16 protein-coding genes are annotated in these 16,610 nt (G+C 34.3%); 7 read left to right on the top strand and 9 right to left on the bottom strand.

All coding sequences use genetic code 11. From position 1 onward, the window contains the following. Window positions 1-17: 17 nt before the first annotated feature. Window positions 18-1,007 carry a lipoate--protein ligase gene (gene lplA, locus TX86_RS15000; RefSeq protein ID WP_042349640.1) on the bottom strand — a complete coding sequence of 330 codons (990 nt, stop codon included), beginning with the start codon at window positions 1,005-1,007 and terminating at the stop codon, window positions 18-20. A gap of 289 nt (window positions 1,008-1,296) precedes the next feature. Between lplA and yhfH the strand changes: the two genes are divergently transcribed. Further along, window positions 1,297-1,425, top strand: a complete 129-nt coding sequence (yhfH, locus tag TX86_RS26325; RefSeq protein ID WP_081707669.1) for a protein YhfH — start codon at window positions 1,297-1,299, stop codon at window positions 1,423-1,425. A gap of 284 nt (window positions 1,426-1,709) precedes the next feature. Here yhfH and TX86_RS15005 read toward each other — a convergent pair whose 3' ends face one another. The 4 genes from TX86_RS15005 to hemE form a co-directional block, all read right to left on the bottom strand. Further along, a complete protein-coding gene (locus tag TX86_RS15005) occupies window positions 1,710-4,073 on the bottom strand; it encodes a YhgE/Pip domain-containing protein (protein ID WP_042349642.1) in 2,364 nt (787 codons plus the stop codon). Window positions 4,074-4,140: 67 nt separating this feature from the next. Further along, a complete protein-coding gene (locus TX86_RS15010; RefSeq protein ID WP_042349643.1) occupies window positions 4,141-4,716 on the bottom strand; it encodes a TetR/AcrR family transcriptional regulator in 576 nt (191 codons plus the stop codon). 169 nt (window positions 4,717-4,885) lie between these two features. After that, on the bottom strand, window positions 4,886-5,821 hold the full coding sequence (gene hemH, locus TX86_RS15015; protein WP_081707670.1) for a ferrochelatase: 936 nt from the start codon (window positions 5,819-5,821) through the stop codon (window positions 4,886-4,888). Between the two features lie 62 nt (window positions 5,822-5,883). After that, on the bottom strand, window positions 5,884-6,921 hold the full coding sequence (gene hemE / locus TX86_RS15020) for a uroporphyrinogen decarboxylase (RefSeq protein ID WP_042349645.1): 1,038 nt from the start codon (window positions 6,919-6,921) through the stop codon (window positions 5,884-5,886). Window positions 6,922-7,219: 298 nt separating this feature from the next. On the opposite strand from hemE, the gene TX86_RS15025 reads away from it, so the two are divergent. Further along, window positions 7,220-7,735, top strand: coding sequence for an antibiotic biosynthesis monooxygenase family protein (locus tag TX86_RS15025; RefSeq protein WP_042349646.1), 516 nt, complete (start codon window positions 7,220-7,222; stop codon window positions 7,733-7,735). A 100-nt stretch (window positions 7,736-7,835) separates the two neighbouring features. Beyond that, window positions 7,836-9,227 carry a hypothetical protein gene (locus TX86_RS15030; RefSeq protein WP_042349648.1) on the top strand — a complete coding sequence of 464 codons (1,392 nt, stop codon included), beginning with the start codon at window positions 7,836-7,838 and terminating at the stop codon, window positions 9,225-9,227. Window positions 9,228-9,344: 117 nt separating this feature from the next. On the opposite strand, the gene TX86_RS15035 is transcribed toward TX86_RS15030, so the two are convergent. The 3 genes from TX86_RS15035 to TX86_RS15045 form a co-directional block, all read right to left on the bottom strand. After that, complete coding sequence (locus TX86_RS15035) at window positions 9,345-10,022, bottom strand: phosphatase PAP2 family protein (RefSeq protein ID WP_052343686.1); 678 nt, start codon at window positions 10,020-10,022, stop codon at window positions 9,345-9,347. Window positions 10,023-10,141: 119 nt separating this feature from the next. After that, window positions 10,142-11,365, bottom strand: coding sequence for an ABC transporter permease (locus TX86_RS15040; protein WP_042349649.1), 1,224 nt, complete (start codon window positions 11,363-11,365; stop codon window positions 10,142-10,144). After that, the gene (locus tag TX86_RS15045; protein ID WP_042349651.1) at window positions 11,358-12,098 is read right to left on the bottom strand and encodes an ABC transporter ATP-binding protein; all 741 of its coding nucleotides are present in this window, start codon (window positions 12,096-12,098) and stop codon (window positions 11,358-11,360) included. The genes TX86_RS15040 and TX86_RS15045 overlap by 8 nt, the downstream gene beginning before the upstream one ends. A gap of 896 nt (window positions 12,099-12,994) precedes the next feature. Between TX86_RS15045 and TX86_RS15050 the strand changes: the two genes are divergently transcribed. The 3 genes from TX86_RS15050 to TX86_RS15060 all read left to right on the top strand — a co-directional run bounded on the left by TX86_RS15050 (window position 12,995) and on the right by TX86_RS15060 (window position 15,285). Continuing rightward, window positions 12,995-13,414 carry an HIT family protein gene (locus tag TX86_RS15050; protein WP_042349652.1) on the top strand — a complete coding sequence of 140 codons (420 nt, stop codon included), beginning with the start codon at window positions 12,995-12,997 and terminating at the stop codon, window positions 13,412-13,414. A 152-nt stretch (window positions 13,415-13,566) separates the two neighbouring features. Beyond that, window positions 13,567-14,664 (top strand): 3-phosphoserine/phosphohydroxythreonine transaminase, encoded by a 1,098-nt coding sequence (gene serC / locus TX86_RS15055; protein WP_042349654.1) that lies wholly within the window; start codon window positions 13,567-13,569, stop codon window positions 14,662-14,664. 105 nt (window positions 14,665-14,769) lie between these two features. Beyond that, window positions 14,770-15,285, top strand: a complete 516-nt coding sequence (locus tag TX86_RS15060; protein WP_042349655.1) for a tryptophan transporter — start codon at window positions 14,770-14,772, stop codon at window positions 15,283-15,285. A 114-nt stretch (window positions 15,286-15,399) separates the two neighbouring features. Here the strand turns inward: TX86_RS15060 and yhzF are convergent, their stop codons facing one another. Next, a complete protein-coding gene (yhzF, locus tag TX86_RS27910) occupies window positions 15,400-15,573 on the bottom strand; it encodes a membrane protein YhzF (RefSeq protein ID WP_500676232.1) in 174 nt (57 codons plus the stop codon). Between the two features lie 576 nt (window positions 15,574-16,149). Here yhzF and TX86_RS15065 point away from each other — a divergent pair. Next, window positions 16,150-16,518: a YtxH domain-containing protein gene (locus TX86_RS15065; RefSeq protein WP_042349657.1), complete on the top strand. Its 369-nt coding sequence runs from the start codon at window positions 16,150-16,152 to the stop codon at window positions 16,516-16,518. The last annotated feature ends 92 nt before the right edge of the window (window positions 16,519-16,610 follow it).

Here is a 16,610-nt window from a genome sequence, read left to right on the forward strand (position 1 = left end):
ATGTCAGCTTTTTTATATTAATAAATTAAATGGACAATTTCTTCTTTTGTTACATTACCAAAATAATGCTGAACATTCACTTCACTTAATGCATCTTCAATAGCGCCCTTCTCATATTGTACACCTACAAGAAGATTCTCTATCTCTTTCACATCACCGACTCCAAAGAAATCACCAAAAATTTTACACTGTTCTATTACACCTTTTTTCACTTCTAAACGAAATTCAATAAGTCCTACAGGAAATCTATTCGAATTATGAATATTAAAATTAGGTGATTTACCATAGTTCCAATCCCAACTTTGGTATCGTTCTTTAGAAAGTTGGTGGATGTTTTTCCAATCTTCTTCCGTCAGCACATACTCAGGAATTTCTTCATAACCTTCAAAAATATTCTTCAATAACTCCGAACGAAATTGTTCAATTGTCATTGGTTCAGACAGAAATTCGGAAATATTTGCTACACGACTTCGAACTGATTTAATACCTTTTGATTCAATTTTATCTTTTCGTACCTTTAAGGCAGACACCACATGGTCCATTTCGGAATTAAATAATAGTGTACCATGGCTAAACATTTTACCTTTTGTAGAGAATTGAGCATTCCCAGAAATTTTTCTACCTTCTGCTAGAAGGTCATTACGTCCGCTTAGTTCTGCATGAACACCCATTTTCTTCAAAGCTTGTACAACAGGTTCTGTAAACTTGCGGAAGTTATGAAAGCTATCTCCATCATCCTTCGTAATAAAACTAAAGTTCAAGTTACCTAAATCGTGATAAACTGCGCCTCCACCTGATAAACGTCGCACAACTTTAATTCCATTGCTCTCAACATACTCTGTATTAATTTCTTCAATCGTATTTTGATTCTTCCCAATAATAATAGATGGCTCATTGATATAGAACAGTAAATATGAATCATCTGTGCCTAAATTCTTTAAAGCATATTCTTCAATAGCTAGGTTAATTTGTGGATCTGTAATCCCTTTATTATCTATAAAAAGCATGTGATTTCCTCCAATACAACACAATAGGCATTATTTTTATAATTCCTAACCTGATTATAATCAAACAAAGAGTAGTAACTCAACCGCTCTGCCTATATGTTCTTATCCTCTCCTAATTCAAGCTAAAATGAAGAAATTTTGGCCCATTTTACAAAAAAATATAAAAATTGTTATAAAACATAATTGACACGAACAACTCTGTTATAATACAATATGAACATACCAAATTTAATCCATCGATTTTTTAAGAATACTATTTTCTAAATAATCTGAATTAGGAGGTAATCCAATGATTCAAAGTAGTATCGAATTTTTCAAAAACCTACCACCAAAGAAATGTACTGAGTGTGGTAACAAAATTGAAGAACAACATGAATGCTATGGTAACAAATGTGATCAATGTAACCATTTGTCTTAATTACTTTGGGTTCGTCAAAATACTTAAATAGTATTTTGCTTCCATATTGTGATGTCAGATTTCTGACTCATACTCCCTCTTTGCTTTTGTATGTACACCCCTAACTCGTACATACAAATTAGAGATATCCCTTGACTATCTCTAAGAGATCATGAACCAGTCGCCTATTATTGCGACTGGTATTTTTTTGACCTAAATATTAAAGTACATACTTCTTATCAAGCTTCATATCTCCAATAACTCCATATAAAAAGCAGCCGCAAATGCGACTGCTTCTTTGAGCCTTATGCTGTTTCTTCTGTTGAAAACTTGCTATATGATTTCTTAAACTTCAACATGAAGTAAGACAATGTACCAAGCATGAATACAACGATGAATCCTGCAAGGATGGCTACATTAGACCACATAAAACTGAAGTTTCCACTTGAAATAACCGCTTTAAACCCTTGAACCGAATAAGTCATCGGTAAGAATGAATTAAAGAATTGTAATGGTGTTGGAATTAACTCAAGTGGGAATGTTCCTGCACTCGTTGTTAATTGCAGTATTAAAATAATAATCGCCATGAAACGTCCTGGGTTTCCGAAGCATGTAACAAAGAATTGAATTAAAGCAATAAACACTAAACTTGTTACAATGCTAAATAGAAGGAATAACGGAACGCTTTGTACTTCAATCTTCAATCCAACTAATAGAATTGCTGATGCAATTAATGCTTGGATAATCCCAACAATAGCTAATACACCAAATTTACTAGCAAACCAGCTAAATCCATTTTTCGGAATGACAGCTGGTTCTACCATTGGATAAAGAATAGAAAGCATTAAAGCACCAACAAATAATCCAAGTGATAAGAAATACGGTGCAAATCCTGTACCATAGTTTGGAACATGATCGACTGCTTCTTTATCAACTGCAAGAGGCTCAGACATCATATCAGATGTTTTTTCTGTAGCATTTAATTTTGAGCTTTCTTTCGCAGCATCACCAAGCTCGGTTTTAAATTGTTTTGTACCATCTTGAACTTTACCTGAACCATCTGCTAATTCATTAGCACCTGCTGAAATTTTACTTGTTCCATCGGCTAACTGATTAGAGCCATCAGCTAATTGAGTAACACCACCTGAGAGAGTTTGTAATCCAAGGTTTAGTTCTAGTGCGCCTTTAGAAGCTTCTTTCATTTTACTTCCGTATTGTTGCATACCTGCTACTAATGTGTTTTGACCCTTTTGAAGCTGACCAACACCGGTAATTAATTGACCAGTACCATCACTTAATTGACCCAAACCATCATGAAGAGCTGATGCTCCATTACTAAGTTGATTTAGTCCAGCTGTCAAAGTTTGTGATCCATTAGCTAATTTATCAATACCTGCTTGAGCAGCATTTGCTCCGGAAGCTAATTCTGTACCACCATTAGCTAATTGATTACTGCCAGCTGCTAACGATTTACTACCGGTAGCAACTTCCTGGCTACCAGCGGCTACTTGTTGACTCCCTGTAACTAGTTGAGACACAACACCTGAAAGCTGTTGTTGTACCTCTGGTGGAAGTGCAGATAAACTGTTTTGTAATTGCTGTAAGCCATTTTGTAAGTTTTTAGCTCCTTCTGCTACAGCACCAGCACCACTTGATAACTTATTGGCATTATCCGATATACTTTTAGCACCAGCAGAAACTTCCTTAACTCCTTCAGCTAATGCAGGAATTTTTCCATTTAAAGCTTGTAAGCCATTTTGAATCTCTACTGAACCACTATGAAGTTCCTTGGCTCCATTAACAAGTTCATTTGTTTTTGAATAAGCCGTATTCATACCTGAATTTAATTCTTTACTTTTAGAAGCAAGTGTATCGATACCAGCTTTTACCTCAGATCCACCCTTTTGAATATCACCAAACTTATCGCTTAATTGGCCAACACCACTAGCTAACGTATCTGAGCCACTGCTAAGTTTGCCAACACCTTCATAGATTGTGTCAACTCCACTTTTGAACTCAATTTGTTTCGCAGCAAGTGTAGCAAGTGATTCTTTCATTGTTTTATTTCCATCACTTACTTTTGATGCACCATCAAATAATTCGCCTGCTTTATCGCTTGCATTTTGATATCCATCTGCCATTGTTTGCATCTTATCAAAGATTGTATCTGAGTATGTTTTAATAATTTTTTCAGATACGGCTGCTTTAATTTTTTCTATAGCTGTTTCACCGATTTGTGCAGATAAGAAGTTATACCCTTCATTTGGTACATACTTCAACTCTAATTTCTTTGGCGTATCATCAAGAATCGTTGTTGCATTTCCCGAAAAATCTTTCGGAATTTCTACAAGCATATAGTAATCTTGATCTTTTAAATTTTTATAGCCTTTTTCTTTATCAACAAAAATAAAATTAAACTGCTTATCTTTCTTTAAATTCTTAACTAGTTCATCCCCAAGATGAAGCTCTTCACCCTCGAATGAGGCACCATTATCCTCGTTAACAATAGCAACTGGCAAATCCTCTAACTTATCGTACGGATCCCAGAATGCCCAAAGGAACATTCCAGCATACATAACTGGTATTAACATTACAGCGATTATTGGGATTAAAAGTGCCTTATTTGTAAAAATAGACTTCCATTCTCCCAAGAATGAGTTTCCTTTCATGCTTCTCCCCCTCGAACACATGACCGATTTGTTCATTTAGTCATATATGTGTTTAAAATGAGGACTATCAGTAGTTTGATAATCCTTTAAAAATAAAATTTTGAAAAATCTTGGCGATTTCTTCTTTCTTCAATGGTTCATGATTCTTCTCCCAATCAAAGATTAAAGCTTTATACACCTTATACATTAAGAAAGCAGATACCTCGGAGTTATAAACAGTTATTTCTCCTTTGTTCACTGCGATTTCAACTTTCTCTTGAATGTATGCTATAATGGCTAATTCTATTCGATTAACCATCTCAGCTACAGCTGGTGTTCCCATTTCACGTTCTTCTTCAAACAACTTCATCATAAACTGATGCTTTGTTCGATATTCTAGAATCTGATTTAGAGCCGCTTGTAAATTTTCATGAAAGTTTTGATCTTCTTTAAGACTCTCTTCAGCTGCACTTTTAATCTCTAAAATAAGCGAATGAACGATTTCTTGAAACAGCTGCTCTTTATTTGTGAAAAAGTTATAAATCGTTCCTTTTCCAACATTCGCAAGCTTAGCCACTTGATCCATCGTTGTAGCTTTATAACCAAATAGTGAAAATGATTTAGTCGCCGCTTCTATAATAAGTTGCTTGCGATCAATTGCCATTCAACCACCTCTACATTTCCTTATGTAATAAAATATGACCGAATGACCAATTTGGTCATAAAGTACAAATAACAATTTATCATATCTATTTTAAATTGTAAATATTTTTTTATTTTATATTTAAACAATAGCAAAAGCTACCCTCATTATACCCGGGTAGCTTTATTCTCTATGCATTCACTTTACATTTTTGTAATACAACCGTTGCCATCGCATCAATGAAATCTTCATGTACATTTGGCATTGATGGACGATAATAAGACACATTACACTTATCTGTTACTACTTTACATTCGTAATCATTATCATACAGAACTTCTAAATGCTCTGATACAAATCCTACTGGTAAGTACATGAAAGCTTTATATCCGTATTCATCGTATAAATCTTTCGTTAAGTCTTGTACGTCCGGTCCAAGCCAAGGTTCAGGTGTGTTACCAGCACTTTGCCATCCCATTTCCCAATTCGCAATATTTGCACCTTGAGCAATTAGTTCCCCAGTTTTTCGAATTTGTTCTGGGTATGGATCTTGATGTAGAAGAATCTTTTCAGGTAAACTATGAGCTGATACAATCATTACCATCTGATTACGTTCATCCTCACTCATAGATTGAACTGTTTCTTTCACACGCTCAACCCAATAATTAATAAATTTCGGCTCATCATACCAGCTCTCCACACATGTAATGTGCGGACCGCCTATTTTTACCGCTTGTTCTAAAGCTCGACCATTATAAGATTTCACACTAAATGTAGAAAAATGTGGTGCTAAAACGATACTTACCGCTTCTTCAATACCATCCTCTTTCATTTGTGTAACTGCATCTTCTACAAAAGGCTCAATATGTTTTAATCCAAGATAAGCTTTAAATTCTACTTCATCTTGAATCTCATTTAATCGTTGTTCCAGCGCCTTTGCCTGTTGTTCTGTAATAGCAGCAAGTGGTGAAATCCCTCCAATTGCCTCATAACGATTCTTTAGATCTTGTAGCATTTCTTCAGAAGGTTTTCGCCCTCTTCTAATATGTGTATAATAACGTTCTATATCTTCTTCACGATATGGAGTCCCATAAGCCATAACTAATAACCCAATTTTATTCTTCAATGTAATTCTTCCACCTTTGTTAGAATAGTTAATGTCTTACTTCCTTATGATTCGCACAATAATTACTTCGATGCCGAATACGTATGAATAAATTCTGTTAATTTCTTTAACACATCTGGATTTACTTCAGGGAATACTCCATGACCTAAGTTAAATATATAACCTGGTTGTGCCATACCTTGGTCAAGTATAGCCTTTGCTCTCTCCTCAATAACTTCCCATGGAGCAAGTAATATTGCAGGGTCAAGATTTCCTTGTACAGTCTTTGTAATACCCATTGCACGTGCTTCTGAAATTGGTAATCTCCAATCCAATCCGACAACATCTAATGGTAGGTCATGCCATTCTAAAGCCAAATGACTAGCCCCTACACCAAACATAATTAAAGGTACATTTTCTTCCTTCAGGCTTGAAAAAATACGATTCATTGTTGGTTTAATAAATACACGATAATCTGCAACATTTAAAGCACCAACCCAAGAATCAAAAATTTGAACAGCTTTTGCACCTGCTTTTATTTGTGCTTTTACATACGTAATAGTCATATCTGCCAACTTATCCATCAAAGCAAACCATGCCTTCGGTTCAGCATACATAAAAGCTTTTGTTTTATTATAATTTTTAGAAGGACCGCCTTCAATCATATAAGAAGCTAATGTAAACGGTGCCCCCGCAAATCCAATTAACGGAACATTTAATTGTTCTTCTGTTAATAGTTTAATAGTATCTAACACATAAGGAACATCTTCCTCAGGTGTAATTTCGCCAAGCTTCTCAACGTCAGCAAGTGAAGTAATACGATTTGAAATAACTGGACCGATTCCAGACTTAATTTCAACATCTACACCTATTGCTGGAAGCGGTGACATAATATCTTTATACAGAATCGCAGCATCAACATTATATTGTTCTACTGGAAGTCTCGTTACATAGGCACAAAGCTCAGGTTGATGCGTAATTTCAAATAAAGAATATTTCTCTTTAATTTTGCGATATTCAGGTTGTGAACGCCCTGCCTGCCTCATAAACCATGCTGGTACATAATCTGTTTGTTCACCTCTCGCAGCTTTTAAAAATGTATCATTAAAACTGTTAACCATCGTACATCCACCTTTCGACTTTGAAGTTTGTATTTTTAATCTATTTTTCTAAATTGTATATCTGTAAAGCATATGTCTTTTTTGTCTAGAATTGTTTAGAATAATATATATGGATTCATACACATTATAGAAAGACTAAACATTGCTATGTTTGTGTAGCTTCCTAATTATGGGCAGATAATTTCAATATATCCTTTTCAATCTCCATTGTATAGATAGTGTAGTAAATTGTCGAAAAATTTACTTTTTTAGCCTTTACACATTAAATAATGAAAAATTTTATAAGGAGTGAATCAATATGAATATTTATATGACTTCAGGTACTTTCGAATATTTACGTCAAGTTAAACTGAAAAATGCAAACGAACAACTAATTCTCTTGCACAGTGCAGATAAAACGATTCTACTACAAGAAACGAATGAACCTACACTCTTTAAACATCCAAGAAAGTATGAAATTGTTGATGGTATTGGCGATTTAAAACAAGAAGGTTTTGTCATTATGAACAACATTCCTGTATCAGAAGAAAGTCGTCCAACCTTTGAGCATATGTTCAAAAATCGCGCTGGTAAAGTAGAAGAACAACCTGGATTTCAAGCCCTTCGTGTTCTACGACCAGTAGGTTTTGAAACCTATATCATTCTAACACAATGGCATACCGAAAGCGCCTTCGATGCTTGGCAGCGGTCAAAATCATTCCAAGATGCCCATAGCCAAAAGCCAGCGAAAACTTTTACAAATAGTTCGCAAAAAATCTTTTCTGGTGAAGCTTTTGTAACGAAATTTTTTGTTCCAACATTCGAAAAAGAATAAGCAATTAAGTTTTAATGCCATAGCACCAAATAGAATCTTCCTCATATTCTGTAGTAGAATTTCGGGCATTTGCCTAATTACAGATGAGGGAGGTTTTTTTATGGGGGTTGAATTAACACTCATACACTGGATTTACGTTGCTTTTATCATTGGGATTATTGCATTTATGGTGATGAGAAGAGATACATCTCTCATTTGTATCATCGGTATCTTTACAATTGCTGTCTTAGCAACAAATAACTTAACAAGTTCCATTAGTGGAGTTTTTAATAGTTTTATTTATGCCATATCAGAATTACTACCAACAATCTTAATTATTTCAATTATTGTATCTATGAGTAAAGTATTAACGGATACTGGTATTAACGATATTATGGTCGCACCTTTCACTAAATTAATGAAAACTCCCACACTTAGTTTTTGGACGATTGGAATTATTATGATGGTAACCTCTTGGTTCTTCTGGCCTTCTCCCGCTGTCGCCCTAATCGGTGCCGTTCTTCTTCCAGTTGCAATTAGAGTAGGTTTGCCGGCATTAGGAGCAGCCGTCGCAATGAACCTATTCGGGCATGGAATTGCCTTATCAGGAGATTTTATTATCCAGGCAGCACCAAAACTAACCGGTGATGCAGCAGGTATTCCAGTAGGTGACGTTATTTCAGCAAGTATTCCTCTCGTCATTACAATGGGACTCGTCACAACCATCATTGCTTTCTGGTTTCTAAAACGAGATATGAAAGCAAATAAATTAGCCATTAATACTGACATGACCCACATAAATACTTCTACTCCGAATCAAACTCTACTTTCTAACTCTCAAAAGAGATGGTTCGCTTTCCTTATTCCCCTTTTATTCGCCTTAGACGTTGTTGCTATGTTCGTTCTTAACCTTCAAGGAGGAGATGCTACCGCTTTAATCGGAGGAACAGCTATCTTCATCCTTATACTACTTACTATGTTGGCCCATCGTAATAAGGGTCTAGAGAAAACAACTCAATATTTAATTGATGGCTTTCAATTTGGCTTTAAAGTATTCGGCCCTGTTATTCCAATCGCGGCATTCTTCTATTTAGGTGATGCAGGCTTCACCAAAATAATTGGGGAGTATTTACCACAGGCCTCCCATGGTATCGTTAACGACCTTGGTTCAGCGTTAGCTAGCACTGTGCCATTAACAAAAGAAATAGCTGCGGTAACCTTAACAATTGTTGGTGGTATTACTGGACTAGACGGTTCAGGTTTTTCAGGTATATCACTTGCTGGATCTGTTGCCCACCTATTCTCAGAATCCTTATCATCTGGTATCGCAACATTAACAGCACTAGGACAAATCGCAGCAATCTGGGTTGGAGGCGGAACAATCATACCTTGGGCATTAATCCCTGTTGCCGCTATCTGCAATGTCGATCCGTTCGAACTAGCAAGAAGAAATATCATTCCCGTCGGTATTGGATTGCTAGTCACAACAATTGTAGCGATGTTTTTAATATAATATACAAAACCGTCATCGGTATTTTTTTATCAAATCTCAAAAAGGCATACAAAAAAGATGGAAGAATCCCTTTTTGTATACCTTTTTTATATTCTATCTATCCGATAAGTTCAATTTTTACGGTAGAGGAACTTGCTTATTCTTAATTAATGATTTCAACACTCTATATAGCTTTAGCGCGATAATTAAACAAAACAGCCCTAAGCAGTATCCGCCAACAATATCGGAAGGATAATGAGCACTTAAAACAATTCGGCTTATACCAGTTAGAAGAATCAGTACAAAAGCCCCCATCCAAACAAGTACCTTTGGTCCCTTTAATTCAAAATGATGTGAAACAAAATAAGCAACTAATAAAAAAGTTACTATTGTAAGCATCGCATGGCCACTAGGAAAGCTATAGCCAACAGCATCAATAGATGGATTAATGGATGGTCGATCACGTGCAACTAAATGTTTTACAAACTTGTTCAACTGGTCAGTACTAGCCACCGCAATAGCTACAATTCCCATCCCTATATAATCTCTTTTCTTCCACCATAGCCATATCATTAGCATTAATGTGATAATGCCGATAATTAATCGTGAGCCTAACTCAGTTTCGTACTTAAAGAAAGTATGTGTAAATCCCTTATTCCAATTTTGAAAATAAGTTTGTACAGGTTTTTCCCAGGAAAATTCAATTCCGCTATTAATAGTATACATAATGATTAAAAACGATATAAAAGCAAAAAGAAGTAAAGCCGTAACTACATATGTCATTGGACCAGCAACCTTTTGACGCTGTTTGTCCATATTTCATGCCTCCTTCAAATTGAACTCATTAATACACTTTATGAATAAAACTATGTACTATTCTACTTTGTCCAAAAGAAATCCAAAAAAACAAACCAGACAGATGTCTGGTTCATAAATTAATCCCACTTATCTTGTGCTGCACGAACAACCTTAGCATAGTATGAACGCAATAATAAAATAATCACGATACATACAACTATAATCGCCCCTAGAGAACTGAGCCCATTCGTAATCAAACCAACTACAGCAAAAATAAGCGATTGTAACACAAGTAATCTAACTAATATGCGTTGGATTTCTTTATTTTTTATTTCTTCTCGAATTGGATACAAGTCATGCCAAATTAAATTCTCATGCTGTTTTCGTAACACAATTAATTGAAAACCTGTAATATACACAAATAAGCCAGCACCAAGAAGTTGTGGTAATAACGAAGTTAATGAACATAAAACAAGTATGCCAATTATCGTTAATCTTACAAATAACCCTAAATAATCGCTACTTCTGATAAACGTACGCATATATAAATACATATATGCATTTTCATGTTTGTACGAAATAGTCGACAATAATGGATCCAACCACTTTCTTCGTGAAATTTTTTCTTTTAACTTTGGTACATCTGTAAAAAGATTAGCAAAGCGATAAAAGGTTAACATTCGCTTACTTTCTAAACTTATTAGAGTGTCCCACTGTAATAATTTATGCTGTGTTACTTTATTAAAATACAAGGTAATTGCCGCTAATAAGACAAGCACTAACAAAATATATAAGACTCCTGCTTTTGATAACGTGACATATATTAGAGCAAAGTTAACACAGTAACGTACTCCACTATCCCATAAACGAGATGAGACGTCTTGATACTTTAACATACTCCACTTCAAACGTAGATTCATGTATTTTGCCACCATTAATAAAGCGAGAATCCAAAAGAAATCAGAAAACGCTCCGTTCTCAACCGCGGCATACAGTGGCATTGCTGCCGCCAAAAACATTAATAAAACATAACTTTGTACGACAAAGCTTAAACGTATGCTTTTATTAAAATACTTGGCTAGCTGTTTTTCTATCGGTAATAAGAAAAACATATCTGGCTCTTTCAGTAATGTATAAATCGGACTATTCGTTAAAGGAATAGCAATAATTACAGCCAAAATAAGGGCAGCTGGAAATGTATGATCTAATGTTTTCACCCATTCACTATAATAATAAGCTAATCCTCCAAGCCCGATAATAAGCACAAATAATAAATGGCCATTAAAAATATATCGTAAATACTTTTGTAATTCTTGTATAAAAAGGGAAAAACGACTACTCCAAAGCTCATTACTATTCATTGGCTTCTTCCTTTGTCAATTCAATGTATAAGTCATCTAATGATGCATTTGGCATTCCAAATTCCCTTCTCAAATCAGACAATGTACCTTTCGCACGTATTTGACCATTATGTAAAATCACAAATGAATCACAATATTTTTCGGCAGTTGCTAAAATATGTGTCGACATAAGAATTCCAGCTCCACTATCTTTAACTTTATTCATTAAGTTTAATAGTGATTGGATACCAAGTGGATCTAATCCAACAAATGGTTCATCAACAATATACAATGATGGCTGAACTAGAAAAGCACACATAATCATAACTTTCTGTTTCATCCCTTTAGAGAAATGTGCTGGAAACCATTTAAGACGCTTCTCCATCTTAAATTCTTTCAATAGCTTATCTTTTCTCTCATGAAATTCCGCTTCTGGTATTCCATAAGCCATTGCTGTTAATTCCATATGCTCGGCTAAAGTTAACTCATCATACAGTACAGGTGTTTCAGGAACATATGAAAATTGCTTACGATATTCCTCAAGCTGTTTATTTAAAGAAAGTCCATTAATCGTAATTTCACCTTTCCTTGGTTCCAGCGTACCGATTACATGCTTAATTGTCGTACTCTTCCCTGCTCCATTTAATCCAATTAAACCGACTAATTCACCTTGCTTCACTTCAAAACTAACATCTTTTAAAACCATATTCTTGGTGTATCCACCAGATAAACCATTTATTTGTAAAAGTGACATTGTATTATTCCTTTCTTCCATACATATACGGAGCTAAACAGGCGCTTCCGCTTTTCTTTGTCCAGCTTCAGCGCCTAGCTCCTAATGGATTTCATCAACCTCCCTACGATAAGTCAACATCGAATTGACTAGCGTCTCTTCGTGTTTCCTTTATCTCAGTCGGAAGGCTCCAATCCATACGGAGCTAAACAGGCGCCTCCGCTTTTCTTTGTTCCTTTGATTTTATCAAATAATCGTGATGATATACACTCCAGCAACTGAAAACTCTTTTTTAAACTTTTTTATTTTCTTGTTATATAATCCGATAAAATGGTTATCATAATTAGTGAGGAAGGAATTCTTCTAGTGATTGGTCACATTCAACATTTCAAAATTTGAAATGAGGTGTCTGTTAAAGACAGTATTCTGTTTTAAACAGTAAAATCAATTATAAGTAGCTTTCCTAAATGCAAGGAGATGGTTAGCTTGCACAGTTCTATCCGTTCACAATTAAACACATAACTTTTTTCTAACGAAATGAGGTGTTTGCAGCAGGTATCCTATCGCTTTATAAGTTGTAAAACATATAAAGTTACAAACGTAGGAGATGGTTGCATTGGACGAAGAAACTTTCTCTATAAGCGATCACACATTTTATTTAAAAAAATAAATGAGGTGTTTGTTGCAGAGATATAATAGCAAAGTAAACTTACAACAGATTAATTCCTCCTCACGCGGACAGGGTGTACATTATATGTGCATCCTGTCTTTCATTATTTGGTACTTTATTATTGATATAAAGGACAACCATAAGGACAATTCAATCTAAAAAACAACACCCAAAAGAATAGCCAGTATCGCTTATGAATGTGGTAAAATATGTGTAAGCTTTTACAGATAAGGAAAGGGTGGAAATAATGAGCGATTGTATTTTTTGTAAAATTATTAATGGAGAAATTCCTAGCTCAAAAGTGTATGAAGATGAGCATGTACTTGCTTTTTTAGACATAAGCCAAGTAACAAAAGGACACACTTTAGTTATTCCTAAAGTACATAAAGAAAATGTTTACGAATTAACATCTGAAATGGCTAGTCATATTTTCAGCGTTGTACCAAAGATTGCAAATGCCTTAAAAGCGGAATATCAACCTATTGGTTTAAATACTGTTAATAACAACGGTGAAGCTGCTGGACAAACTGTTTTCCATTTCCACATGCATCTTCTGCCTAGATACGGAGAAGGCGATGGATTTGGTGCAGTATGGAAAACAAATACTAGCGATTACACACCTGAAGAATTACAACAAATGGCTAAAAATATTAACCAACATATTTAAAAAAAGTAGTGACTAGAGCATTTGCTCTTAGTCACTTTTTTTGTAGAATTTACTCAATTTTTTAATTTTTTAATAAAATTATGTTTTTTCTGCTCATAATTTGATACGATTAAACTACTTTATTTCACTATAGTGGAAGGGGACACTAAATTATGAAAAGAGCTTACAATTTCAACGCAGGTCCAGCAGCATTGCCTCAAGCAGTGTTGGAGAAAGCAAACAGCGAATGGCTTAACATCAACAATTCTGGGATGAGTGTGATGGAATTAAGTCATAGAAGCAAAGAGTATGATGCAATTCATAACAAAGCGAAAACATTATTGAAAGAATTAATGGGAATCTCAGACGAGTACGAAGTATTATTCCTACAAGGTGGAGCAAGTCTTCAATTCTCAATGATTCCAATGAACCTATTATCTGATCATCAAACAGCAGCTTATGTACTGACTGGTGCATGGTCTGATAAAGCATTTAAAGAAGCGAAAAAACTTGGAAAAGCCGTAGTGGCTGCTTCTACTAAAGAGGACAATTATACACATATTCCTTCTTTAGACAGCATTAATTATGAGCATGATGCAGCTTACTTACACATTACAACGAACAATACGATTTACGGAACTGAATGGAAAGAATATCCTGAAACAGGAAATGTTCCATTAGTAGCTGACATGAGCAGTGATATTTTAAGTACAGTGATTGACGTGAATAAATTTAGCGTTATTTACGCAGGTGCACAGAAGAACCTAGGACCATCAGGTGTAACTGTTGTCATCATCAAAAAGGACTTAATTAGTGACGAGTTAACACATTTACCAACAATGCTACAATATGCAACTCATGCTAATAGTAATTCTTTATATAACACACCACCAACTCTTGCAATCTATTTATTATCTCTAGTATTAGAATGGGCTAAAGAACAAGGTGGCGTAGCAGAAATCGAAAAAATTAATACGAAGAAGGCTAACATCATTTACAACGTAATTGATGAAAGTGAAGGTTTTTACAAAGGACATGCACAGAAAGATAGCCGTTCTCACATGAATATTACTTTTACACTTCCTAACGATGAATTATCTAAGAAGTTCTTAGAACAAGCGAAGGAAGAAGGATTCGTAGGCTTAAATGGTCACCGTTCAGTAGGTGGATGCCGTGCATCAATCTACAATGCAGTACCAGTAGAACATTGTGAAGCATTAGCTTCTTTCATGAAGAAATTCCAAGAGGCAAATATATTAGTTCAAAAATAATCACTATGATGATATAATTACACATAATCATTTTTTCGCAGTAGGCAAAGAGTGCACTACTGGAAAAACAATTTAGCTTAGATGAGCAGAGGAGAGATTTTATAAATGAATACAAAATCGTTGGTTTCTATGGCATTACTAGTAGGGATTGGAGCGGTTCTTCACGCTGTAGTTCCAGGAATTTTATTTATTAAGCCTGATTTAATGCTAACAATGATGTTTTTAGCAATTATTCTATTTCCACAAATGAAAAATGTCATCGTACTAGGAATTGTAACTGGAATTATTTCCGGTTTAACAACAACATTCCCTGGTGGATTTATTCCTAATGTAATTGACAAATTCGTTACAGCAATTGTTTTCTACTTATTGTTAGTTCTATTGAAAAAAATCCATTTTTCAATTAAAACTATCGGGTTCTTAACAGTAATTGGAACATTAATTTCTGGTACTGTATTTTTAGGATCAGCTTATATGATAGCAGATTTACCAAAATCATTCTTTGCACTATTTGCTAGCGCTGTACTTCCAGCAATGGTCATTAATGCTATTTTGATGGTAATCATCTATCCAATTGTTACTGCCATTCTAAAGAAATCAAATGTACCGATTGAAGCATAATTTTACACTTAATGAGGATACCTATTAATAGGTATCCTTTTTTTAATACTCACCAAAACAAAAAGTCTTAACCCATCTTTCTTATTGGTAGATGGCATTAAGACTTTTATTGCTCTATCGAAAAACAAAGCCAATGAGTAAGAAAAAAACACTTCCAACAGAACAAGCCACCATCCGTTTTTGTAATATATACTTTGATGGATACACACCCGCATTAAGAAAATGTAATAAAAAATAAAGTGTCCCTAAAAAAAAGATTAAGGCAAACAAAAAAGAGATATACATCATTCTAGTCTTCTCCCCCTTTTTTAAATACAACACCTTACTTTACTTGTATTCCAAATATGAAGATACAATTACTAGCAGCTATTTTTCCAACAAGGAATAAATAGAGAGTCACACACAAATAATTATCTTTAAATAATTATTTACAGCAAAATATTGGTTTTTTATACGTGACTTATGATATATATAAGTTATAGGAATTTTCTTATTATCTTTTTTGAAACTTTCTATAATTGGTAAATAGTCTTTTTTCAATATACTACCTTAAAGATAAGAAGAAATTTTCATAGGGAAAGATTCCATTATAAATTGGACGAAAGATAGGGTAATTATCCTACCTTTTCTGAAAAACATAAGCAATTCGACAAGATATTGAGCTTAATTCTCATATTTTTTTAAAAATATCAATTTTCTTATCTTTTAAAAAAGGATTTTATATCTTTTTGTAGAAAAATAGTTATATGGTTATTTTTAAGCATTTTGGAAATTATTATTGACTTTACTCTTTTATTCTTGTTAAGTGATAGTATCAATACTATTCTAAACTAGAATAAAATTATATTTTAAGAGGTGAAGTAAATGAATGCAAAACATGTTATGCTTGGATTTTTAGCTGGTGCTGCAGTTGCTGGAATTGGCACGCTCCTTTACGCTCCTGCTTCTGGTAAAGATTTACGCAAAAACATTTCAAATAATAAAGATGACTTTCAAAATATTTATCAAGATATCAAATCAAAGATACAAGAAATGAAGCAGGAAACGATATCTGCATCGCAAGTTAGTAAAGAGGCTATTTCGCTCTTTATTACAGATGTAAAAGCTCTAATCCAATCATGGAAAGAGGATATCGAACCTCACAAAAACGAAATTCAATTCCGAATCAAGGAAATTGAAAGTGCTCTTGGAGAATTAGAACAAGTTGTTTCAATTCCGGTAAAAAAAGAATAAAGCGAAACGTAAAATGATTCATTCAAACATATGCTAATAAGCATTCGCTTGAAGTTACCGTTCCCACTAGTTCATTGGCCACATTATACAAG

The organism is Bacillus massiliigorillae, assembly GCF_000380245.2.
GTDB lineage: Bacteria > Bacillota > Bacilli > Bacillales > DSM-1321 > Bacillus_AD > Bacillus_AD massiliigorillae.

Excerpts from the sequence above, each read along its gene's own strand:
- lplA (WP_042349640.1), bottom strand. The coding sequence starts at position 1,007 with ATGCTTTTTATAGATAATAAAGGGATTACAGATCCACAAATTAACCTA.
- yhfH (WP_081707669.1), top strand. The coding sequence starts at position 1,297 with ATGATTCAAAGTAGTATCGAATTTTTCAAAAACCTACCACCAAAGAAA.
- TX86_RS15005 (WP_042349642.1), bottom strand. The coding sequence starts at position 4,073 with ATGAAAGGAAACTCATTCTTGGGAGAATGGAAGTCTATTTTTACAAAT.
- TX86_RS15010 (WP_042349643.1), bottom strand. The coding sequence starts at position 4,716 with ATGGCAATTGATCGCAAGCAACTTATTATAGAAGCGGCGACTAAATCA.
- hemE (WP_042349645.1), bottom strand. The coding sequence starts at position 6,921 with ATGGTTAACAGTTTTAATGATACATTTTTAAAAGCTGCGAGAGGTGAA.
- TX86_RS15025 (WP_042349646.1), top strand. The coding sequence starts at position 7,220 with ATGAATATTTATATGACTTCAGGTACTTTCGAATATTTACGTCAAGTT.
- TX86_RS15030 (WP_042349648.1), top strand. The coding sequence starts at position 7,836 with ATGGGGGTTGAATTAACACTCATACACTGGATTTACGTTGCTTTTATC.
- TX86_RS15035 (WP_052343686.1), bottom strand. The coding sequence starts at position 10,022 with ATGGACAAACAGCGTCAAAAGGTTGCTGGTCCAATGACATATGTAGTT.
- TX86_RS15040 (WP_042349649.1), bottom strand. The coding sequence starts at position 11,365 with ATGAATAGTAATGAGCTTTGGAGTAGTCGTTTTTCCCTTTTTATACAA.
- TX86_RS15045 (WP_042349651.1), bottom strand. The coding sequence starts at position 12,098 with ATGTCACTTTTACAAATAAATGGTTTATCTGGTGGATACACCAAGAAT.
- TX86_RS15050 (WP_042349652.1), top strand. The coding sequence starts at position 12,995 with ATGAGCGATTGTATTTTTTGTAAAATTATTAATGGAGAAATTCCTAGC.
- serC (WP_042349654.1), top strand. The coding sequence starts at position 13,567 with ATGAAAAGAGCTTACAATTTCAACGCAGGTCCAGCAGCATTGCCTCAA.
- TX86_RS15060 (WP_042349655.1), top strand. The coding sequence starts at position 14,770 with ATGAATACAAAATCGTTGGTTTCTATGGCATTACTAGTAGGGATTGGA.
- yhzF (WP_500676232.1), bottom strand. The coding sequence starts at position 15,573 with ATGATGTATATCTCTTTTTTGTTTGCCTTAATCTTTTTTTTAGGGACA.
- TX86_RS15065 (WP_042349657.1), top strand. The coding sequence starts at position 16,150 with ATGAATGCAAAACATGTTATGCTTGGATTTTTAGCTGGTGCTGCAGTT.